20 protein-coding genes are annotated in these 20,872 nt (G+C 65.7%); 18 read left to right on the top strand and 2 right to left on the bottom strand.

The window, feature by feature from the left end; translation table 11 throughout:
• Positions 1-117 precede the first annotated feature (117 nt).
• Together ABIF91_RS17005 and ABIF91_RS17000 are read left to right on the top strand one after the other, a co-directional pair.
• Entirely contained in the window at positions 118-1,314 is a 1,197-nt protein-coding gene (locus ABIF91_RS17005; protein ID WP_028176520.1) for a serine hydrolase domain-containing protein, read from the top strand.
• 199 nt (positions 1,315-1,513) lie between these two features.
• Entirely contained in the window at positions 1,514-3,208 is a 1,695-nt protein-coding gene (locus ABIF91_RS17000) for an AMP-binding protein (RefSeq protein ID WP_028176519.1), read from the top strand.
• Between the two features lie 155 nt (positions 3,209-3,363).
• On the opposite strand, the gene ABIF91_RS16995 is transcribed toward ABIF91_RS17000, so the two are convergent.
• Positions 3,364-4,365, bottom strand: coding sequence for an adenosine kinase (locus ABIF91_RS16995; protein WP_028176518.1), 1,002 nt, complete (start codon positions 4,363-4,365; stop codon positions 3,364-3,366).
• A 126-nt stretch (positions 4,366-4,491) separates the two neighbouring features.
• Here ABIF91_RS16995 and murJ point away from each other — a divergent pair, with 126 nt between their 5' ends.
• The 16 genes from murJ (at position 4,492) to trmB (ending at position 19,600) form a co-directional block, all read left to right on the top strand.
• Positions 4,492-6,042, top strand: coding sequence for a murein biosynthesis integral membrane protein MurJ (murJ, locus tag ABIF91_RS16990; RefSeq protein WP_028176517.1), 1,551 nt, complete (start codon positions 4,492-4,494; stop codon positions 6,040-6,042).
• A gap of 86 nt (positions 6,043-6,128) precedes the next feature.
• Entirely contained in the window at positions 6,129-7,181 is a 1,053-nt protein-coding gene (gene trpS, locus ABIF91_RS16985; protein WP_284279297.1) for a tryptophan--tRNA ligase, read from the top strand.
• 89 nt (positions 7,182-7,270) lie between these two features.
• Positions 7,271-7,765, top strand: coding sequence for a universal stress protein (locus ABIF91_RS16980; protein WP_028176515.1), 495 nt, complete (start codon positions 7,271-7,273; stop codon positions 7,763-7,765).
• 292 nt (positions 7,766-8,057) lie between these two features.
• A complete protein-coding gene (locus ABIF91_RS16975; protein WP_028176514.1) occupies positions 8,058-8,627 on the top strand; it encodes a NifU family protein in 570 nt (189 codons plus the stop codon).
• Between the two features lie 88 nt (positions 8,628-8,715).
• Positions 8,716-9,411: a tRNA (adenosine(37)-N6)-threonylcarbamoyltransferase complex dimerization subunit type 1 TsaB gene (gene tsaB / locus ABIF91_RS16970; protein WP_028176513.1), complete on the top strand. Its 696-nt coding sequence runs from the start codon at positions 8,716-8,718 to the stop codon at positions 9,409-9,411.
• Positions 9,408-9,893: a ribosomal protein S18-alanine N-acetyltransferase gene (rimI, locus tag ABIF91_RS16965; RefSeq protein WP_028176512.1), complete on the top strand. Its 486-nt coding sequence runs from the start codon at positions 9,408-9,410 to the stop codon at positions 9,891-9,893. Before tsaB ends, rimI begins: the two co-directional genes overlap by 4 nt.
• Before the next feature lie 38 nt (positions 9,894-9,931).
• The gene (locus ABIF91_RS16960) at positions 9,932-10,387 is read left to right on the top strand and encodes a Fur family transcriptional regulator (RefSeq protein WP_028176511.1); all 456 of its coding nucleotides are present in this window, start codon (positions 9,932-9,934) and stop codon (positions 10,385-10,387) included.
• A 4-nt stretch (positions 10,388-10,391) separates the two neighbouring features.
• Positions 10,392-11,072 carry an HAD family hydrolase gene (locus tag ABIF91_RS16955; protein WP_028176510.1) on the top strand — a complete coding sequence of 227 codons (681 nt, stop codon included), beginning with the start codon at positions 10,392-10,394 and terminating at the stop codon, positions 11,070-11,072.
• 180 nt (positions 11,073-11,252) lie between these two features.
• Positions 11,253-12,647, top strand: coding sequence for a tRNA (N6-isopentenyl adenosine(37)-C2)-methylthiotransferase MiaB (gene miaB / locus ABIF91_RS16950; RefSeq protein ID WP_028176509.1), 1,395 nt, complete (start codon positions 11,253-11,255; stop codon positions 12,645-12,647).
• 64 nt (positions 12,648-12,711) lie between these two features.
• Positions 12,712-13,707 (top strand): PhoH family protein, encoded by a 996-nt coding sequence (locus tag ABIF91_RS16945; protein WP_028176508.1) that lies wholly within the window; start codon positions 12,712-12,714, stop codon positions 13,705-13,707.
• A 59-nt stretch (positions 13,708-13,766) separates the two neighbouring features.
• Positions 13,767-14,276 (top strand): rRNA maturation RNase YbeY, encoded by a 510-nt coding sequence (gene ybeY / locus ABIF91_RS16940; RefSeq protein WP_028176507.1) that lies wholly within the window; start codon positions 13,767-13,769, stop codon positions 14,274-14,276.
• Positions 14,251-15,396: a hemolysin family protein gene (locus ABIF91_RS16935; protein ID WP_085966205.1), complete on the top strand. Its 1,146-nt coding sequence runs from the start codon at positions 14,251-14,253 to the stop codon at positions 15,394-15,396. Before ybeY ends, ABIF91_RS16935 begins: the two co-directional genes overlap by 26 nt.
• The gene (gene lnt / locus ABIF91_RS16930) at positions 15,393-17,015 is read left to right on the top strand and encodes an apolipoprotein N-acyltransferase (protein ID WP_028176505.1); all 1,623 of its coding nucleotides are present in this window, start codon (positions 15,393-15,395) and stop codon (positions 17,013-17,015) included. The genes ABIF91_RS16935 and lnt overlap by 4 nt, the downstream gene beginning before the upstream one ends.
• A 220-nt stretch (positions 17,016-17,235) precedes the next feature.
• Positions 17,236-17,649, top strand: coding sequence for a helix-turn-helix domain-containing protein (locus ABIF91_RS16925; protein ID WP_007603895.1), 414 nt, complete (start codon positions 17,236-17,238; stop codon positions 17,647-17,649).
• 86 nt (positions 17,650-17,735) lie between these two features.
• Positions 17,736-18,893 carry a M20 family metallopeptidase gene (locus ABIF91_RS16920; protein ID WP_035671344.1) on the top strand — a complete coding sequence of 386 codons (1,158 nt, stop codon included), beginning with the start codon at positions 17,736-17,738 and terminating at the stop codon, positions 18,891-18,893.
• A complete protein-coding gene (gene trmB, locus ABIF91_RS16915) occupies positions 18,890-19,600 on the top strand; it encodes a tRNA (guanosine(46)-N7)-methyltransferase TrmB (protein ID WP_028176503.1) in 711 nt (236 codons plus the stop codon). The genes ABIF91_RS16920 and trmB overlap by 4 nt, the downstream gene beginning before the upstream one ends.
• Positions 19,601-19,729: 129 nt before the next feature.
• Here trmB and ABIF91_RS16910 read toward each other — a convergent pair whose 3' ends face one another.
• Positions 19,730-20,812, bottom strand: coding sequence for a DUF2336 domain-containing protein (locus ABIF91_RS16910; protein ID WP_035671347.1), 1,083 nt, complete (start codon positions 20,810-20,812; stop codon positions 19,730-19,732).
• Positions 20,813-20,872: the final 60 nt, after the last annotated feature.

Here is a 20,872-nt window from a genome sequence, read left to right as displayed (position 1 = left end):
CAAGACCGTCAAGTCACGACATCGCGACCGGCGCATGCGCGTAGATGCGCTTGCCGCGCCGGGCATGTGGGACGACAATCGATCACTTCCAACAATAATCAAACCCGAGGAAACGCCATGCAAGGCAAAGCACAGATCGATGAGATTCTGCGTCAGAAGAGCGAGGCCAAGGAGATTCCGGGCGTCGTCGCGATCGCCGCGAGCGGTAACGACGTGCTGTATCAGGGCGCGTTCGGCAAACGCGACCTGTCCAAGCCCGACGCGATGACCGATGACAGCGTGTTCTGGATCGCATCGATGACGAAGGCGGTGACCACAGCGGGCGCGATGCAGCTGGTCGAGCAGGGCAAACTTTCGCTGGATACGCCGATCGGCGACGTACTGCCCGATCTCGCCAATCCGCAGGTGCTGGAAGGCTTCGATGCCAACGGCGAGGCGAAGCTGCGCCCGGCGAAGGGACCGATCACGCTGCGCCAGCTCATGACCCACACCGCCGGCTTCTGCTACAATATGTGGAACGGCGATCTCGCGGTCTATCTGGACAAGAACGGCATCCCCGCCATCACCACCTGCCAGAATGCGGCACTGAAGACCCCGATCATGACCGACCCCGGCACGCGCTGGGAATATGGCACCAATATCGATTTCGTCGGCAAGGCCGTGGAGGCCGCCAGCGGCAAGCGGCTGGATGCCTATCTGCGCGACAATCTGTTCAACCCGCTTGGCATGAACGACACGGCCTTCAAGATCACCGACGACATGCGCAAGCGCCTGGTCGGCATGCACGCGCGCGGTGAGGACGGCCAGCTCGCTGCCATCCCGTTCGAGCTCGAGCAGGAGCCGGAATTCCACATGGGTGGCGGCGGCCTCTACTCGACCGCGGCCGATTACATCAAGTTCACCCAGATGATCCTGAACAAAGGCCGCGGCAACGGCAACCAGGTGCTGAAGGCCGAGACCGTCGCGACCATGGGTCAGAACCACATCGGCGAACTCGCCATGGGCAAGATGACGACGGCGGGGCCGATGTACACCAACGACGTCGATCTCTACCCGGAGCAGGTGAAGAAGTGGGGCCTCAGCTTCATGATCAACACTGCCAAGACCGCCGAGGGCCGCAGCGCCGGCAGCCTCGCCTGGGCGGGCCTCGCCAACACCTATTACTGGATCGACCCGGCCCGCGGCATCACCGGCGTGATCCTGATGCAGCTGTTGCCGTTCGCGGATGCGAAATGCCTGGAGGCATTCGCAGGTTTCGAGCGCGGGGTTTATGCCGGACTCGATGCTGCTGGAAGCGGGCAGAAGGCGGCCTGAAGGGCGCGGCCCTCACCAACCCCTCATGGCCGGGCTCATCCCGCCTGCGCGGCCGAAGCCGCTTCGGCGCGGCGAAGGCCCGGCCATCCACGTGCAGCCGCAGGGCACAAAGACGTGGATGCCCGGGTCAAGCCCGGGCATGACGACTGAGAGACTATGCTGGGTATTTTGACGAGAGGATTTCGACTTGGCTGACAATTTGGCTGATAAAGCGGACAGCTACGTTTGCGGCATCTCGGACACGCCGCTGCTCGGCGACACCATCGGTCGCAGCCTCGACCGCGCGGTGCGGCGCTGGGGCGATCGCGAGGCGCTGGTTTCGCCCAGCCACGGCGTCAGATGGACCTGGAGAGAATTCGCCGAGCGGGTCGATACGCTCGCCGCCGGCTTCCTCGCGCTCGGGCTCGAACGCGGGGAGCGGATCGGCATCTGGTCGCTGAACCGGCCGGAATGGACTCTGACCCAGTTCGCCGCCGCCAAGGCCGGCCTGATCCTGGTGACGATCAATCCGGCCTACCGGCTCAGTGAGCTGGAATTCGCGCTGAAGAAGGTCGGCTGCGCGGCGATCGTCACCGCAACGGCGTTCAAGACCAGCAATTACATGGAGATGCTCAACACGCTGCTGCCGGAGCTGGCGGACGCCAGGCCCGGACAGTTGCAGGCGGCGCGATTGCCGGCCTTGCGGATGGTGATCCAGATCGGCGGCCCGGCGGCCTCAGGCACTGTCGCGTTCGAGGAGGTCGCGCGCATGGGCCGGGCACAGCATCGCGAGCAGCTTGCCGCGCTCGGCGCCGCCCTGCAATTCGACGACCCCGTCAATATCCAGTTCACCAGCGGCACCACGGGATCGCCGAAAGGCGTGACGCTGACCCACCACAACATCCTCAACAACGGCTATTTCACCGGCCGTGCCATGCGCCTGACCGAACAGGATCGCATCTGCATTCCGGTACCCCTCTATCATTGCTTCGGCATGGTGATGGGCAACCTTGCCTCGGTCACGCTCGGCACCGCGATGGTCTATCCCGGCGAGGGGTTTGACGTACTCACGACGCTGCGTACGATTGAACAGGAGAAATGCTCAGCGCTCTACGGCGTGCCGACCATGTTCATCGCCGAGCTCGATCACCCCGAGTTCAAGACGTTCAATTTGAAATCACTGCGCACCGGCATTATGGCCGGCGCGCCCTGCCCGATCGAGGTGATGAAGCGCGTCAACACCGAGATGAACATGCGCGAGGTCACCATCGCCTATGGCATGACCGAGACCAGCCCGGTCAGCTTCCAGAGCGCAACCGACGATCCGCTGGAGCGGCGCGTCTCCACGGTCGGCCGCATTCACCCGCATGTCGAGGTGAAGGTCGTCGATCTCGAAGGCAAGATCGTCAAGCGCGGCGAGCGAGGCGAGCTGTGTACCCGCGGCTACAGCGTCATGCTGGGCTATTGGGAGGAGAGTGAGAAGACCGCCGACGTGCTCGATGCCAATGGCTGGATGCACACCGGCGATCTCGCCACCATCGACGACGAGGGTTATTGCAATATCGTTGGCCGCATCAAGGATCTGGTGATCCGCGGCGGCGAGAATCTCTACCCGCGCGAGATCGAGGAGTTTCTGTACCGTCACCCCAAGATCCAGGACGTGCAGATTTTTGGCGTGGCGGATAGCCGCTATGGTGAGGAGCTCTGCGCCTGGGTCCGCGTCAGACCGGGCGAACAGATGACGGCGGACGAGGTGCGGGCGTTCTGCGAGGGCCAGATCGCTCACAACAAGATCCCGCGCTATGTCGAGTTCGTCGATGAATTCCCGATGACGGTGACGGGAAAGATCCAGAAGTTCTTGATGCGCGACGAAGTCGAGCAGCGGCTGGGATTGAAGGCGGCGAAGACGGCGTGAGGGGTTGAACGCACTCCCTACACGATGACTGTCATTCCCCGCGCAGGCGGGGAATCCAGTACGCCGCGGCTTCTCGATCGATCGCAACCTGCTCGGAGTACTGGATCGCCCGGTCTTCGCCGGGCGATCCAGCTGAGGATGGGGCGCGACTTCGTCTATCCCGTCAGCCCGCGCTGCTGCGCCAGCTCCTTGAGCGACACCTGCGGGCGGGCGCCGATGTGCTGAATCACTTCGGCGGCAGCAAGCGCACCGAGTTCGCCGCACTGCTTGTAGGCAAGATTGCGCGCCAGGCCATAGAGAAAGCCTGCGGCGAAGAGATCGCCGGCGCCGGTGGTGTCGACCACCTTGTCGACCGGGAATGCCGGCGCGGCAACGGCGTCTTCCACCGAGACCACCATGCAGCCCTTCTCGCTGCGGGTGACGATGCCGAGATTGACGTCGTTGCGCAGCTGCTTCAGCGCGGCGTCGAAGTCCGAGGTCGTGTAGAGCGAATGCAGCTCGGACTCGTTGGCGAAGACGATGTCGACGGTGCCGTTGCGCATCAACGAGAGAAACTCGTCGCGATAGCGGTCGACGCAGAAGGAATCCGACAGCGTCAGCGCCACCTTGCGCTTGGCGTCATGGGCGATCTGGGCCGCCTTGACGAAGGCATCCTTGGCGTTCTTGGGGTCCCAGAGATAGCCCTCGAGATAGACGATGCCGGCAGCAGCGACCTCGGCCGGGTCGATATCGGCGGGCGACAGGTCCTGCGCCGCGCCGAGATAGGTGTTCATGGTGCGCTCGCCGTCGCCGGTGACCAGGATGTAGGAGCAGCCGGTGGCGGGGCCGTCCTTGGCGGCCGGCGTGTTGAAGGCGACGCCGGCGGCGCGGATGTCATGGACATAGAGCTTGCCGATCTGATCGTCCTTGACCTTGCCGACATAGGCGGCGCGGGCGCCCAGGCTGCCGATGCCGACGATGGTGTTGGCAGCCGAGCCGCCCGAGACTTCCGTGGCCGGACCCATGTCCTTGTAGATGGCGGCCGCGCGCGCCTCGTCGATCAGCGACATGCTGCCCTTGGCCATGCCATGCTTGGCCAGAAAGGACTCGTCGGTCCTGACCAGCACGTCGAACAGCGCGTTACCGATGCCGAGAACGTCATATTTCACGTCAGCCATTCACCTTGATCCTGTTTGCCGGATTGCGATCCCTGCGGAAATCCGCTTCCTGTCGGCCTGAAATCCAAGCTCGCGGCCTATCATGACCGGGCCGGCGCGGGCAAGCAACGGTATGATAAAGGGCCGATGATCCGCTCCTTCCTCACCGTCTCGACGGGAACGCTGGCCTCGCGGCTGCTGGGTTTTGCCCGCGATTCCATGATTGCGGCGCTGCTCGGCACCGGCGCCGTGGCGGATGCGTTTCTCGCGGCGTTTCAGCTCGTCAACGTGGTGCGCCGGCTGCTCAGCGAGGGTGCGCTGAACGCGGCGCTGATCCCGGCCTGGCTGCGCATCAGGGATCGCGACGGGGCGGCAGCCGCAGCGGCGTTCGCCGGGCGCGTGCTCGGCACGGTCAGCGCGGCCCTGATCGCGATGTCGATCCTGCTCGCATTGTTGATGCCGCTGGTCATCACGGTCATCGCGCCGGGCTTCCTTGGCAGCGGCACGCTCGATCGCGCGGTCGAGAGTGCGCGGCTGATGCTGCCCTATCTCGCCTTTGCCGGCCCGGTCACCGTGCTGATGGGATTGCTCAATGCGCAGGGCCGCTTCGCGCTGACGGCGTTCTCGCCCCTGTTGTTCAACATCGCGCTGATCGCCGCGATCGCGGTGCTGCTCGCCTGGCAGGCTGACGCCGGTTTCGCTGCGTGGGTGTTGGCGGCCACCGTCGGCATCGCCGGCCTGCTGCAACTCCTGATGCTGCTGTCGCAGCGAAGCGCACATCTTGCGACGCCGCTGCGCGCCAGTTTCGACAAGGAGATGCGCGGCTTCTTCGCCAAGGCGATCCCCGGCATGCTCGCAAGCTCGGGCCCGCAATGGCTGATGGTCGCGGGCGCGATCATCGCCTCCGCGACACCGTCGGCGGTGTCCTGGCTGTATTTCGCCAACCGCCTGATCGAGCTGCCGCTCGGCATCGTCGGCGTCGCCATGGGCACGGTGCTGGTGCCGGAGCTGACGCGCGCGGTGAGCAGCGGCGATCGCGACGCCGTGGCGCATGCCGAATCGCGCGCGCTGGAGCTTGCAACCGGGCTGGCGCTGCCCGCGACGCTCGGCCTGGCCGTTCTGGCCGAGCCGATCGTGCGGCTGCTGTTCGAGCGTGGCGCGTTCGGTGCGGAGGACAGCGTGGCGACGGCGCATGCATTGATGTGGCTGGCGCTGGGCCTGCCGGCGCATGTGCTGATCAAGGCGTTGTCGCCGGCCTTTTATGCCCGCAGCGACACGATGACGCCGCTGCTCGCCACGGCCACAGGCTTCGTGGTCGCAGTCGTGCTTGCCGTCCTGCTCGGCCATCTCTTCGGCACGAGCGGGATCGCCGCAAGCATCGCGGCCGGCGCCTGGAGCAGCGCGCTCTCGCTGCTCCGCAAGGGCTGGAGCGAGTTCGGCTTCTCGGTCGATGCGAGCGCCCGCAAGCGGCTGCCGCGGATCGTGCTCGCCGCCGCGGCCATGGGCGCTCTGCTCTGGCTGACTGCAGGCCTTGTGCCGGCCGGGGCCCATGGCTTCATCGATTTCATCGTGCTCGGCGCGCAGATCGCGGCCGGAATCGCCGTCTACGGCCTGCTGCTGCAGATCCTCGGAGCGGCGTCCTGGCGCGAAGCAGTCAACGCCCTGAAGCGGCCTGTCCCGCACGACCGGCACGACTGACCTCGCGAATTGCCCTTGACGGGGCAGCGCCGCTGTTGGAAACGACGGCCGAATAGCTTCAGGAAGGCTTGCCAGGAAAACTAACCATGCCATTCGTTGAACGGGTCTTTTCGGGCGTCCAGCCGACGGGCAATCTGCACCTCGGCAACTATCTCGGCGCGATCGTCAACTTCGTGAAGATGCAGGAAACCCACAACTGCATCTATTGCGTCGTCGACATGCACGCGATCACGCAGGGCGTCGACGTCTGGGGCGGCCCGGCCGAGCTCACGCGCAGCACCCGCGAGGTGACCGCCGCGTTCATCGCTGCCGGCATCGATCCCAAGAAACACATCGTGTTCAACCAGAGCCAGGTCTCGGGCCATGCCGAGCTCGCCTGGATCTTCAACTGCGTCGCCCGCATGGGCTGGCTCGGCCGCATGACCCAGTTCAAGGAGAAGGCCGGCAAGGACCGCGAAAACGCGTCCGTCGGGCTGTTCGACTACCCTGTGCTGATGGCCGCCGACATCCTGCTGTACCGCGCCACCCACGTTCCGGTCGGCGAGGACCAGAAGCAGCATCTGGAGCTCTCGCGCGACATCGCGCAGAAGTTCAACAACGATTTCGGCGACTCCATCCGCAGCCACGGTGCCAATCACGGCCTGTTCTTCCCGCTGCCGGAACCCTTGATCACGGGCCCGGCGACGCGCGTGATGAGCCTGCGCGACGGCACCAAGAAGATGTCGAAGTCGGACGCCTCCGACAATTCGCGCATCAACCTCACCGACGACGCCGACACCATCGCGCAGAAGATCCGCAAGGCGAAGACCGATCCGGAGCCGCTGCCGACGGAGGAAAAGGGCCTGGAAGCCCGTCCCGAGGCCGACAATCTCGTCAGCATCTTCGCCGCGCTCTCCGGCCGATCAAAGGCCGAGGTGCTCCGCGATTTCGGCGGCGGCCAGTTCTCCAGCTTCAAGAACGCGCTGGCGGAGCTGTGCGTCACCAAGCTCGCGCCGATCGCCGGCGAGATGAAGCGCCTCGTCGCCGACCCCGGCCATATCGACGCGATCCTCATCGACGGCTCCGACCGGGCCCGTGCCATCGCCGACGAGACGATGAAGCTCTCCAAGGACATCGTCGGCTTCATCCGCCGGCGCTAGAACGATCGGCGCCAGGCGCCGATCGCGTCTCATCTCCCCAAGCGGGAGCGAGTGTGGCAGCATGCGGCCATGCACTCGCCGGGACATGCATGACCAGCAAGCGACTTTGCTTCGAGCCGGGTCACAAGCCCAAATGCCTCGTCGTCGTCGACGACACCGCGGAATGGGATCGCGCGGTCTATTATGCCAGCCGCTGGGCGATCCGCGCCGGCGGCGGCGTGGTGATGCTGCGCATCATCGAGCCCGAGCAGCAGAGCCAGGAATGGCTTGGCGTCGCCGACATCATGCGCGCCGAGGCGCAGGAAGCGGCGGAGGCCGCGCTCGACCGCGCCGCCGGCCGCGCCAACGGCATCGCCGCGATCACGCCGGAACGGGTGATCCGGGAAGGCGCCGCTATGGAACAGCTGCTCGCAGTGATCGATGAGGACCCCGACATCGCGATGCTGGTGCTGGCTGCCAATCCCGGCGCGGAAGGGCCGGGGCCGCTGGTCGCATTGCTGGCGCACGAATTGGGCACATTCCCGGTGCCGGTGACCATCATCTCGGGCGCGCTGAGCGACCAAAGCGTGGATTCGCTGTCGTAGCCACGCCGCCTCTTACCCTCCCCTGGAGGGGGAGGGTCGCTTCGCATGGAGCGAAGCGATGCGAAGCGGGGGTGGGGTGACGGTCTAGCCTCAACGAATACTGCCCGTGAGGAGAGATCACCCCCCGCTCGCGCTGCGCGCGATCGACCCTCCCCCTCCAGGGGAGGGTAAGGCCAACACACTGATTTTTATGAGCTAATATCCCACCTGCCCTTGATCGTGCGTTCCCCGTCGCCATCTGCTAGTGGATAGGCACGCGCCGGCCTTGAACCGGCGACGTCTGGAGAAAACCATGTTCATTCAAACCGAAGCCACCCCCAATCCCGCCACGCTGAAGTTCATTCCCGGCCGCGTCGTGGTCGACGGCAGCCCCGTGGAGTTTTCGAGCCGCGAAGCCGCAGGCCGTTCGCCGCTCGCCGAAAAGCTGTTCGACGTGCCCGGCGTCACCGGCGTGTTCTACGGATCGGACTTCATCACCGTGACCAAGGCGAGCGGTGAATGGCAGCAGCTCAAGCCCGCGATCCTGGGTGCCATCATGGAGCACTACATGTCCGGCGCGCCGCTGCTTGCCGACGGCGCGGCGCAGAGCGACGCCGATCTCGACGACGAGGACGAGTTCTTCGACGAGGCCGACGCCGAGACGGTCGACATGATCAAGGATCTGATCGAGACCCGGGTGCGGCCGGCCGTCGCCAACGACGGCGGCGACATCACCTTCCGCGGCTTCAAGGACGGCATCGTCTATCTCAACATGAAGGGCTCCTGCTCCGGCTGCCCGTCATCGACGGCGACGCTTCAGCACGGCATCCAGAACCTGCTCAAGCACTTCGTGCCCGACGTGGTCGAAGTCCGGCCGATGTGATTAGAGCGCGAATGGCGAGTCGCGAATGGCGAATGGAACTCCGATCGGCTAGACTGTTCGCCATTCACCACTCGCCATTTGCTTTTTCATGCTGATCCTCGCCATCGATACTGCGCTCGACGCCTGCGCGGCCGCCGTGCTCGACACCGAAACGGCCGAACTGCGCGCGCAGGAATCACTGCTCATGAAGCGCGGCCACGCCGAGGCTCTGATGCCGCTGATCGCGCGGGTGATGCAATCGGCCAATCTCGCTTTCACCGCGCTCGACCGCATTGCGGTCACCGTCGGCCCCGGAAGCTTCACCGGGCTGCGCGTCGGCATTTCGGCGGCGCGCGGCCTTGCGCTCGCGGCCGGGCGGCCGGCCGTCGGCCTGACCACCCTGTCGGCCTATGCCGCCGCCGCCGTGGGCCAGAGCGGAACGGCGCCCGTGCTCTCCGCAATCGATGCGCGGCACGATCACGTCTATTTCCAGATCGTCGCCGGCGACGGCAGCCAGCTGGTGCGACCTAACGTCGCCAGCATCGACGAGGCGATCGCGGCCTCGCAATTCGGCGCGCCGCATCTGGTCGGCAACGCTGCAAGGATCCTCGCCGATCGCTGGCCGAAGGATGGACCGCAACCTGTTGCGGTCGACGCGCAGCCCGCGCCCGACATCAGCTGGATCGCCTGGCTCGGCGCGGCGGCCAATCCCGACACCACGCCGGCGCGGCCGTTCTATCTGAAGGCGCCCGATGCAAAGCCGGCGGCACAGAAACCGCTCGCGGCGCAAGCTGCAACTTCATGATGGGATGGCTGTCGGAGTGGTGGCACGGCGGCAGCGCCGTCGTCGAGCCCGCGACTTTGCGCGATGCCGCGCGGCTCGCGCAGCTGCACGGCGCCTCCTTCGCGCACGGCTGGGGCGAAGGCGAATTCGAGAGCATGATCAGCGAGCGCAACACGCTGGTGCATCGCTTGCGTCTCGGCCGCAAGACGATCGGCTTTGCGGTGTCGCGGATCGGCGCGGACGAGGCGGAGATTCTCTCGATTGCGGTGGACGGGGCTTATCGCGGCCGCGGCCTCTCCCGCACGCTGCTGATGACCCATCTCGGCCACCTCGCCGGGCGCGGCGTCCGCACAATATTTCTCGAGGTGGAGGAAAACAACCAGCCGGCGCGACGGCTCTACGACGGGTGCGGATTCGTGGTGGTCGGGCGCCGCGATCGCTACTATAAGCAGCCCAACGGGGAACAATTGAACGCCCTTCTGATGCGACGTGACTTGTCGTAACATCGGTGGCAGAAAGCGCCCGCCAGGCAGACAACGCTATGACCACATTGAAACCTTCCTCTGCATCCAAGGCGTCCGACATCGAGGCGCGCTGTGCCGCCACGGGCATGCGCATGACCGAGCAGCGCCGCGTCATCGCCCGCGTGCTCGCGGAGGCTGCCGATCATCCCGATGTCGAGGAGCTCTACCGGCGCTGCGTTGCGGTCGACGACAAGATCTCGATCTCGACGGTCTATCGCACCGTGAAACTGTTCGAGGATGCCGGCATCATCGAACGGCACGATTTCCGCGAGGGCCGCGCGCGCTACGAGCAGATGCGCGACAGCCATCACGACCATCTCATCAATCTGCGCGACGGCAAGGTGATCGAGTTCACCTCCGAGGAGATCGAGAAGCTCCAGGCGGAGATCGCCCGCAAGCTCGGCTACCGTCTGGTCGATCACCGACTCGAGCTCTATTGTGTCCCGCTCGACGACGACAAGCCGACGAATTGACTTAGTGCCCATCGACCTCATCATCTTCGACTGCGACGGCGTGCTCGTGGACAGCGAGGTGATCTCCTGCCGCGCGCATGCGGATGTGCTGACGCGGCACGGATATCCGATCACGTCGGAGCAGGTGTTCGAGCGCTTCCTCGGCCGTTCGACAAAGCAGGCCAATCTCGAGATCGAGACCGAGCTCGGCCGCAGGCTCCCCGAGGCCTATCATGGCGACTTGCAGGATGAGCTGTTCCGTTCGTTCGAGGCGGACCTGGAAGCGATCCGCGGCATCCACGAAGTGCTCGACGTCGTCACGCAAGCCGTCTGCGTCGCCTCGAGCGGCTCGCATCAGCGCATGCGCGTAAGCCTGGGAAGCACCGGGCTCTACGAGCGCCTGGCACCGAACATCTTCTCGGCCTCGCAGGTGAAGAACGGCAAGCCGGCACCGGACCTGTTCTTGTTCGCGGCGAACGAAATGGGCGTGCCACCCGAGCGCTGCGTCGTGATCGAGGACAGCCTGGCCGGCATTGCCGGCGCGCGGGCGGCGGGAATGACCGTGTTCGGCTTTTGCGGTGGCAGCCATTGCGGGGACGGCCATGCCGAGACCCTGCGGCAGGCTGGCGCCGATCTGACCTTTGCCGACATGCACCAGCTCCCGGAGTTGCTCCGGCGGGTTGAGGCGAAGGCCCTTGCGGGCTGATTATTGCAGTCATTCCTGGGCGACGCGCAGCATTGCCCCCTGAATCTCGGCCAAAACCTCTGAATTCCGGGTTCGCGACTGCGTCGCGCCCCGGAATGACGGGACCAAGGCTCCATTTGCTGGATTTTCGGCTCTCCAGCCTCTATGTGAAGGCCGTCCTCCACCTCCATTTCGGGTTCCATGACGGCGCCGCGCAAGCTGCACATCAAATCATATGGCTGCCAGATGAACGTCTACGATGCCCAGCGCATGGTGGACACGCTGGCACCGGAAGGATTCGTGGAGACGGCCAGCGCGGAGGACGCCGACCTCGTCATCCTCAACACCTGCCATATCCGCGAGAAGGCCTCGGAAAAGGTTTATTCCGAGCTCGGCCGGCTGCGCGTGGCCAAGGACGAGGCCGCGCGCGGGGGCCGCGCGATGCAGATCGCGGTCGCGGGCTGCGTGGCGCAGGCCGAGGGCGAGGAGATCGTGCGCCGGGCACCTGTGGTCGACGTCGTGGTCGGCCCGCAGAGCTATCATCACCTGCCGGAGCTCTTGAAACGCGCCGGCGACGAAGGCCGCGCGATCGAGACCGAGTTTCCCGCGGCCGACAAGTTCGGCTTCCTGGCCCAGCCCAAGCCCGATGCGATCCGCGCGCGCGGCATTTCCGCTTTCGTCACCGTGCAGGAAGGTTGCGACAAGTTCTGCACTTTCTGCGTCGTGCCGTATACGCGGGGCTCGGAAGTCTCGCGCCCCGTCGCGAAGATCGTCGACGACGTGAAGCGGCTCGCCGACAATGGCGTGCGCGAGCTCACGCTGATCGGGCAGAACGTCAACGCCTATCACGGCGACGGGCCGGACGGGACGAGCTGGCCGCTCGGCCGGCTGCTTGAGCATCTGGCGAAGATTCCCGGCATCGCGCGGCTGCGCTATTCGACCAGCCATCCGCGCGACGTCGACGACAGCCTGATTGCAGCCCATCGCGATCTCGGTGCCCTGATGCCGTTCGTGCACCTGCCGGTGCAATCGGGCTCGGACCGGATTCTGGCCGCCATGAACCGGAAACATACCGCCGATGATTACCTTGGGGTCATCGACCGTTTCCGCGCCGCCCGCCAAGACATTGCTTTTTCATCAGATTTCATCGTCGGCTTCCCGGGCGAAAGCGAGCAAGATTTTCTCGCCACCCTCGCGCTTGTCACGCAAATCGGTTACGCTGCGGCATATTCGTTCAAATACTCCGCCCGGCCGGGAACGCCGGCCGCGGATATGCAGGAGACGGTGTCCCCCGCCGAGATGGACCAGCGATTGGAGCGGCTCCAGGAACTGATCGACAGCCAGCAATCGGCCTTCAACAAGGCTGCGATTGGCTCAACGGTCGATGTGCTGTTCGAGCGTCCGGCGCGCAAGGAGGGCCAGATCGTCGGCCGCACCGCGTACCTCCAGCCCGCCCATGTCATGGCCTCGCCCGACATCATCGGACAAATCCTGCCGGTCCGCATCGACAGCCTCGAACGCTACAGCTTTCTCGGCGAGCTCGTGACGCCGCGCAACGCGCGCGAGCCCGCTTTATCGCAAGCCACTGGAGCCTGAACCCTTGCCCAAAAGCGCATCGGATTCGTCTTCGTTCGCTCCCAGCCGCAAATTTGACCGCGACATGCAAGTTCCGCCCGAGACCCAGGTCGTCATCGACTTCGACGACAACCGCGCCGCTTCCGCGCTGGTCGGCCCCTACGGCCAGCACCTGGCGCAGATCGAGCGGCGGCTTGGCGTGGTCGTCGATTCCAAGGGCAACCACATCACCATCGGCGGCAGCCGCGACGGCTGCGACGCCGCGCGGCGCGTGCTGGAGATGCTCTACACGCAGGCCGTGAAGGGACAGGATCTCGACCAGGGCGAGGTCGAAGGCGCGATCCGCGCCGTGATCGCGCAGGGCTCGCTGTTCGAGTTCGACGCCAAATCGGCCAAATCGACCTTCGACAGCATCAACTTGCGCAAGCGCCCGGTGCGCGCGCGCACGGCCGCCCAGGACTCCTACATCCGCGCGCTGAAGCGGCACGAGCTGGTGTTCGGCGTCGGCCCCGCCGGCACCGGCAAGACCTGGCTCGCCGTCGCCCATGCCGCCCAGCTGTTCGAGCGCAAGGAGGTCGATCGCATCATCCTGTCGCGCCCGGCGGTGGAAGCCGGCGAGCGACTCGGCTTCCTGCCCGGCGATCTCCGCGAGAAGGTCGATCCTTATCTGCGGCCGATCTACGATGCGCTCTACGACCTCATGGATGCACGCATCGTCGAGCGTGCGCTCCAGACCGGCGAGATCGAGATCGCGCCGCTCGCCTTCATGCGCGGCCGCACGCTCACCAACGCCGCCATCATCCTGGACGAGGCCCAGAACACCACATCGATGCAGATGAAGATGTTCCTGACGCGTCTCGGCGAGAACAGCCGCATGATCGTGACGGGCGATCCCTCGCAGATCGACCTGCCGAACGGCCAGACTTCGGGCCTGGCCGAGGCGACCCGCCTCTTGAGCGGCGTCGAGGGAATTGCCCAGGTTCATTTCAAGGCCGAGGACGTGATCCGCCACGAACTCGTGGCGCGGATCGTCTCCGCCTACGAAGGTTCGCCGCAGCGGCCGGCCACCGGTCAATCCTGACGAGGCAACACCGGACGCGAGAAGGCGCGAACACCGCGCCTTTCGTCCCAGACAACACAATGTCCCATTCCAACCTTCCCATGACCGAGGTCCTCGTCGTCGCCGATTGCTGGCAGCACGAGCCTGATTCCGAAGCCGTGATCCAGCGCGCCGTGGCGGCCGCCGCCGAGAGCGTCGACGAAGACGTTGCCGACGCGGAAGTGGCTGTGATGCTGACCGATGACGCCGGCATCCGCACCCTCAACAGCAACTGGCGCGGCATCGACAAGCCGACCAACGTGCTGTCGTTCCCCGCGCTCCAGCCGGAGGGCGGGTGGAAGCCGGGCGATGCGCCGCGCATGCTCGGCGACATCGCGATCGCCTACGAGACCATGCGGCGCGAGGCGGACGAGGAACACAAGCCGTTCGAGCACCATTTGAGCCACCTCGCCGTGCACGGCTTTCTTCATCTGATCGGCTACGATCACGAGGACGACGGCGACGCCGAGGAGATGGAAGCGCTGGAGACGCAGATCCTGGCGCATCTCGGCATCCCCGATCCCTATGCCGACCGCGCCGGGGCGCACTGAGATGCCGGATTCCGATCCAATCCAGGACAACCCGCGCAACACGCGCAATCTGCCCGCCGTCGTGGCCCATGGCGAGGTGATGCGCCCGGCCACCGAAGGCTGGCTCCTGCGCGCCATCCGGACGCTGTTCGGCTGGAAGGCGGGCTCGGTCCGCCACGACCTCCAGGTCGTGCTCGATGCATCGACGCCCGACGACACCGGCTTCTCCGCGGTCGAGCGCACCATGCTGCGCAACATTCTCGGCCTCCACGAGCGCCGTATCGCCGACGTCATGGTGCATCGCGCCGACATCATCGCAGTGAAGCGCGACATCCCGCTCGGCGAATTGATGGACCGGTTCGAGAGTGCCGGCCATTCCCGCCTCGTCGTCTTCAACGAGACGCTCGACGATCCCGTCGGCATCGTCCACATCCGCGACCTGCTCGCCTTCATGACCGCCCGCGCCCGCGTATCGGAAGCCACCAAGACCAAGCGCAAGAAGCCGTTGCCGGCCGGGCTCGACCTGCGCGCCGTCGATCTCGCGCTGCCGCTTCATGATGCGCACATCATCCGCAAGCTGCTCTACGTGCCGCCGTCGATGCGGGCGATCGACCTGCTCGCACAGATGCAGGCCACGCGCATCCATCTGGCGCTGGTGGTCGACGAATATGGCGGAAGCGACGGCTTGGTTTCGATCGAGGACATCGTCGAGCAGATCGTCGGCGAAATCGACGACGAGCACGACAGCGACGAGCCACCCTCGATCGTGCGCCTGCCCGACAATGCCTTCATCGCCGACGCCCGCGCCAGCCTCGACGACGTCCGCTCTGTGATCGGCGAGGATTTCGTCACCGGCGAAGCCGGCGAGGAGGTGGAGACGCTGGGCGGTTATCTCGTCAGCTTCGTCGGACGCCTGCCGGTGCGCGGCGAAGTGATCTCGGGTCCGGGCACTTACGAGGTCGAGGTGCTCGACGCCGATCCGCGCCGGGTCAAGCGACTGCGCATCTCGACACGGAAGGAGCGCCCCGCGCCGCGCACCCAGCGCGAGAGCCGGCGCCGAGAGGCCACGCCGGAGAGCGGACAGCCACCGGCCAGCGACACGCCCACGCCGCCACCGAGCGACGGGACCGGCCCGCAGTGAGTCCATCACAGCGACTCCGGCAGATTGCGCTTGCCATCATTCTCACCTGGGGATGGAAGCGCGCCGTCATCGCCATGGCGGCGGGGGCGCTGTCGGTGCTGGCGCTGGCGCCGTTCAACCTCTTCCCGGTGCTGTTCGTCACCTTCCCGGTGCTGGTCTGGCTGATCGACGGCGCCGGCGGCGCCGGCGGCGGCCGCTATGGCGGCGTCCCCGCCGCGGCTTTGACCGGCTATTGGTTCGGGCTCGGCTATTTCGTGCCCGGCCTCTACTGGATCGGCTACGCCTTCTTCGTCGACGCCGACGTGTTCGCCTGGCTGACGCCGTTCGCCGTGCTCGGCCTGCCGGCCTATCTGTCGATCTTCACGGCGATGGGCTTTGCGCTGGCGCGCCTGCTCTGGACCAAGAACGCCACGCGCGTGCTTGCGCTCGCCGCAAGCCTCACCATGAGCGAATGGCTGCGCGGTCACGCACTGACCGGCTTTCCCTGGAACGCGTTCGGCTACGCGCTGTCCGAGCCGCTGCCGCTCGCACAGACGGCATCGCTGATCGGCCTGTGGGGCATGACGTTCCTGACGGTTGCGATCTTCGCAAGCCCGGCGACGCTGATCGACCGCACGCCCGATCGCCGCCTGTCGTGGCGCGCGCCGGCGGCCGCCGTCGCGCTTCTGGTCGTCATGAGCGTCTTCGGCGCAATCCGCCTGTCGCTGCATCCAACCACAATGGTGTCAGGCGCCAAGCTGCGCCTGATGCAGCCGAACCTCCAGCAGGACGCAAAATTCAACTACGCCGCGAAGACGGAGGTGATGAAGAAGTACCTTGCGCTGTCGGACCGCGCCTCCGGCCCGCAATCGACCGGCGTACGCGATGCCACCATCCTGATCTGGCCGGAATCCGCCTTTCCGTTCTTCCTGACCCGCGAAGCCGACGCGATGGCGCAAATCGCCGACCTCCTGCCCAAGGGTACCGTGCTGATCACGGGGTCGGTCCGCGCGCCCGACCTGCCACGGGGCACGCCGATCACGCGCGCCTATAACTCGATTTACGTGATCGATCACGACGGCAGCGTGCTCGCTGTGTATGACAAGGTGCATTTGGTACCGTTCGGAGAATTTCTCCCCTACCAGGCGTTGATGGAGAAGCTCGGTTTCGAGCAGCTGACGCGTGTGCGCGGCGGCTTCATCGCCGGCAGCGTGCGGCATGCACTGCCGGTCCCCGGCGTACAGCCGGCGCTGCCGCTGATCTGCTACGAAGCCATCTTTCCCGGCGAAGTGGCTGGACGCAACGAACGTCCGGGCTGGATCGTGAACCTCACCAACGACGGCTGGTTCGGCATCTCGACCGGCCCCTATCAGCATCTGGAGCAGTCGCGGATGCGCGCGATCGAGCTCGGATTGCCGCTGGTCCGCTCTGCCAATACCGGCATCTCCGCAGTGATCGATCCGGTCGGACGCACGGTCGCGAGCCTCGGCCTCGGCCTCGAAGGCATTTTGGATGCAAACCTGCCGGCCGCGATCCAGCCGACCGTCTATGCACGGGTGGGTGATGCGCCCGCGGCCATGCTCGTCGCAGTGGCTGTGCTCCTGGCGGTCCGCCGACGTGTCGCCAAGCGTCAGCCCTGATCGCGCCGCCACCGAAGCGGCCGGAATCCTTTGACAACCGTAGTCCCACGGTTGACAGACTGCACGCGGGCTCCCCATTCTGCCCCGGCTGCGAAAGACAGCGGTGCGTTGCTAAATTTCTCCGCAATGTTTCCCAATAACAGGGTTTGGTTTTGACGGATGCTGCACCCGAGGCATGCTTGATGATTGCGCCGAAGGTGATGTTTGGAGGGCTGAGGAAATGTCGAAAGCGCCCAACCCTGTTGACAAATATGTCGGCAGTCGCGTGCGCATGCGCCGCATCATGTTGGGCATGAGCCAGGAGAAGCTCGGTGAAGCTTTGGGCCTGACTTTCCAGCAGGTCCAGAAATACGAGAAGGGCACCAACCGGGTCGGCGCGAGTCGCATCCAGCAGATCGCCGAGATTCTCCAGGTGCCGGTGTCATTCCTGTTCGAAGGCGGCCCGAGCGGCGTGCCGGGTCCGGATGGCTTCAGCGAAGGCGCCTCGCCCTCTTACGTCTCGGACTTTCTCGCGACCTCCGAAGGGCTCGCCTTGACCAAGGCGTTCACGCGAATCACCGATTCGAAGATGCGCCGCTCCATCGTCGATCTCGTCGAGCAGATTGCGGCCCGCGAAGGCCCCGACAAGCGCTGAAGCGCCATCTCGATGGCGATTTGAGACTGCGTCAAATCTGGCCTATGTCGTCATTTAGGACCGCGCTTTGATGCGCGCCCGCTTCGATGATGCGATTCAAAGGCACAGATGCGTCCATGACCGGCTCCAATTGGTTCGATTCCCAAACCATCCTCGATGGCATCCGCCGCTGGGTGGAAATCGAGACGCCGACCGAAGCGCCTGAACAGGTCAACAAGCTGGTCTCTCTGGTCGCGGAGCAATACCGCGACCTGCCTGTCACGCTCGAGCGCGTCGCCGGCGTGAATGGCTGCGGCGATCATCTCGTGGCGCGCACGAATTGGGGCCAGGACCGACCGGGCATCCTGGTGCTGAGCCACCTCGACACCGTTCATCCCATCGGATTCATCGAGCGCCTGCCGTTCAAGGTCGAAGGCGACGTCGCGTTCGGCCCCGGCATCTACGACATGAAGGGCGGCGCGTACATCGCCCATCACGCCTTTCGCGCGCTTTGCGCGACGGCCGATCGCTCGCCGCTCGGCATCACACACCTGTTCACCTCCGACGAGGAGATCGGCAGCCCGACGTCGCGTGCGCTGATTGAGAAGGAAGGGCGCAAGGCCAAATATGTGCTGGTGACCGAGCCGGCGCGCGACGGCGGCAAGATCGTCACGGGACGCAAGGGCGTCGGACGCTTCCAGGTCTTCATCAAGGGTGTGCCCGCCCATGCCGGCTCCCGGCCCGAAGACGGCCGCAGCGCCGTCCGCGAGCTCGGCAATATCATCCTGGCGCTGGAAGGAATGAACGATCTGACGCGCGGCGTCACCGTCAATGTCGGAGTGGTGCGCGGAGGCACGCGCCCCAACGTGACACCGGAAGAGGCTTATGCCGAAGTCGATCTGCGCGTGCCGAGCCCGAAGGACGCAGACGAGTTCGTCGGAAAGATTCTCGGGCTGACGTCGAAGACGGACGGCGTCACCGTCACGGTCACCGGCGAGCTCAATCGTCCGCCTTACGAGAAGAGCGATGCAGGCGCCTCGCTGTACGAGCATGCGAGGGCGCTCGCCACGGAGATCGGCTTCGAGCTGATCGACACGCATACAGGCGGCGGCTCGGACGGCAATTTCACCGCCGCGTACACCGCGACGCTCGACGGGCTCGGCGTCGACGGCAAGGGCGCGCACACCCATTATGAGCAGCTCTATGTCTCGTCGCTCGCGCCGCGCGCGCGGCTGCTCCATCGCCTGTATCAGACGCTGCGATGACCGAACGCAAATCAGACCCGGATCGCGACGACAGCGACCGCGCCTTCTTCGGGCGCCGCAAGGGCCACAAGCTCAGGCAACACCAGGCCGGGCTGATCGCGCAGCTGCTGCCGCATCTTGCCCTCGACATCGACGGTGAGGCGCCGGCGGATGCCCGCGCGATCTTCGCTCCCGCAGCCGAAGACGTCAGGCTCGAGATCGGCTTCGGCGGCGGCGAGCATCTCGCGGCCGAGGCCCAGAACTTTCCCGCCACGGGCTTCATCGGCTGTGAACCCTATGTCAACGGCATGGCGAAAATTCTCGCGCAGATCGAGGCCGCCAACATCGGCAACATCCGCCTGTTCGCGGGCGATGCCGCCGAGCTCGTGGCCTGGTTGCCGAGGGATTCGCTGTCGCGGATCGACCTGATCCACCCCGATCCATGGCCGAAGCGGCGACACTGGAAGCGGCGCTTCGTCCAGGACCGGACCATCGCCGCAATGGCGCGCGTGCTCCGAAGCGGCGGCGAGTTCCGTTTCGTCTGCGACATCGACGACTACTGCGCCTGGACGCTGTCGCATCTTGCGCGCTCGCAGGACTTCGTCTGGCTCGCCGAACGCGCCGACGATTTCCGCCAGCCATGGCCGGGCTACACCATGACACGCTACGGCCGGAAGGCCGCGCGCGAGGGACGCAAGGCGGCTTATCTGCGGTTCAGGCGGGTGTGAATTTTTTCACGCGATACATCCGCAGTCGTCATGGCCGGGCTCGTCCCGGGCATCCACGTACTTTCTTTCGGCGGCACGAAGAACGTGGATGGCCGGGACAAGCCCGGCCATGACGACAACGCCTGTTCTTTAAATCGTCCGCCGGTTGCGCCAGAAATTCACGACGCGTTCGGCGGTGGCCGGCATCAGGCGCGTGAAGTTCAGACGCGCAGCCTCGATGTCGGCATCGGCGGGCGTGCGTTGCGGACCGTACCAGAGCAGGATGAGCGCGCGCACCGTAGGCCAGCCGAGATTGAGCACGCGGCCCAGGATCAGAAGCGGATCGTAGCGGTCGCCCGCGATCAGGCGGTCGAGGGTCGAGAGGCGAACGCCGGACATCGCCGAGAGCGAGGCGATCGATTCCTCGTATTTGTGCGCCTTGGCGAAGCCGAGCAGCGCGCTTTCGCCGAGATGGCCCTCTCGATGCAAGGCGAGCACCGTGCGCTGCGCGCCCGAAAAATCGCGTCGCGGCCCCGGCGGCCGCGCGGCCTCCTCGATCGCCGCCATCGCGCGCTTGATCTCGGCCTTGCGCGCGGGATTGACCACGCTGGAGAGGCGGCGGCGGATGACGTCGAGCGTCCCGTCGAGCAGCTGTTTCAGGTGCTCGCCGGAGAGGTCGTTGCGCTGGCCGATCTTGAGCGTCAGCACGCCGTCCTGGGCCGCGCGCTTGATCATCTCGGAATAGCTGCCTGGTGAGAACACCGCGCCGGCATTGCCTGCGGCGCGGCGCACCACGTCGCGATCGCCGCGCTCGACCAGCACGTCGGTGACGACGGGAGACAAGGCTGGGCGCTCCGTCATCGCCAGGAGATGGCCCTGGCCTTTCAGGCGCGCGATCTCGGCAAGAGCCGCGTCGTCGAGCACGGGCGAGCGGCGCAGCACGGGACCGGCCACCATGATCTCGTTTTCGCGCGCGAGCTGATTGACCAGGTGCGGCGGCGCGTTGTTCAGGCGCGAGAAGCGCTCGGCCAGATCGACCCGCGAGGACAGCTCGGCATGCGGGACGAGATCGATCAGGAGATTGTCGAAGAGATCGATCAACTCGGGGCGGAGCTTCTCCGCATCCTGGAAGAACAACTGGGCGATGGCCCGCGCGATCTCGCCGCGTCGCCGCGGATCGCCGCGTTTGACGATATCGTCCAGTCCAGGAATGAGCGACGTGGCAACGGTCATGAAAACGCAACTCGAACGGGGCACGCCGCGGGTGCGCCCTTGGTTCAAGCCGCCCCACGA

Source organism: Bradyrhizobium sp. USDA 241, assembly GCF_049739505.1.
In the GTDB taxonomy this organism is placed as follows: Bacteria; Pseudomonadota; Alphaproteobacteria; order Rhizobiales; family Xanthobacteraceae; genus Bradyrhizobium; species Bradyrhizobium liaoningense.
The sequence above is the reverse complement of the archived record's forward strand: the minus strand, read 5'-3'. Positions and strand labels throughout refer to the sequence as shown.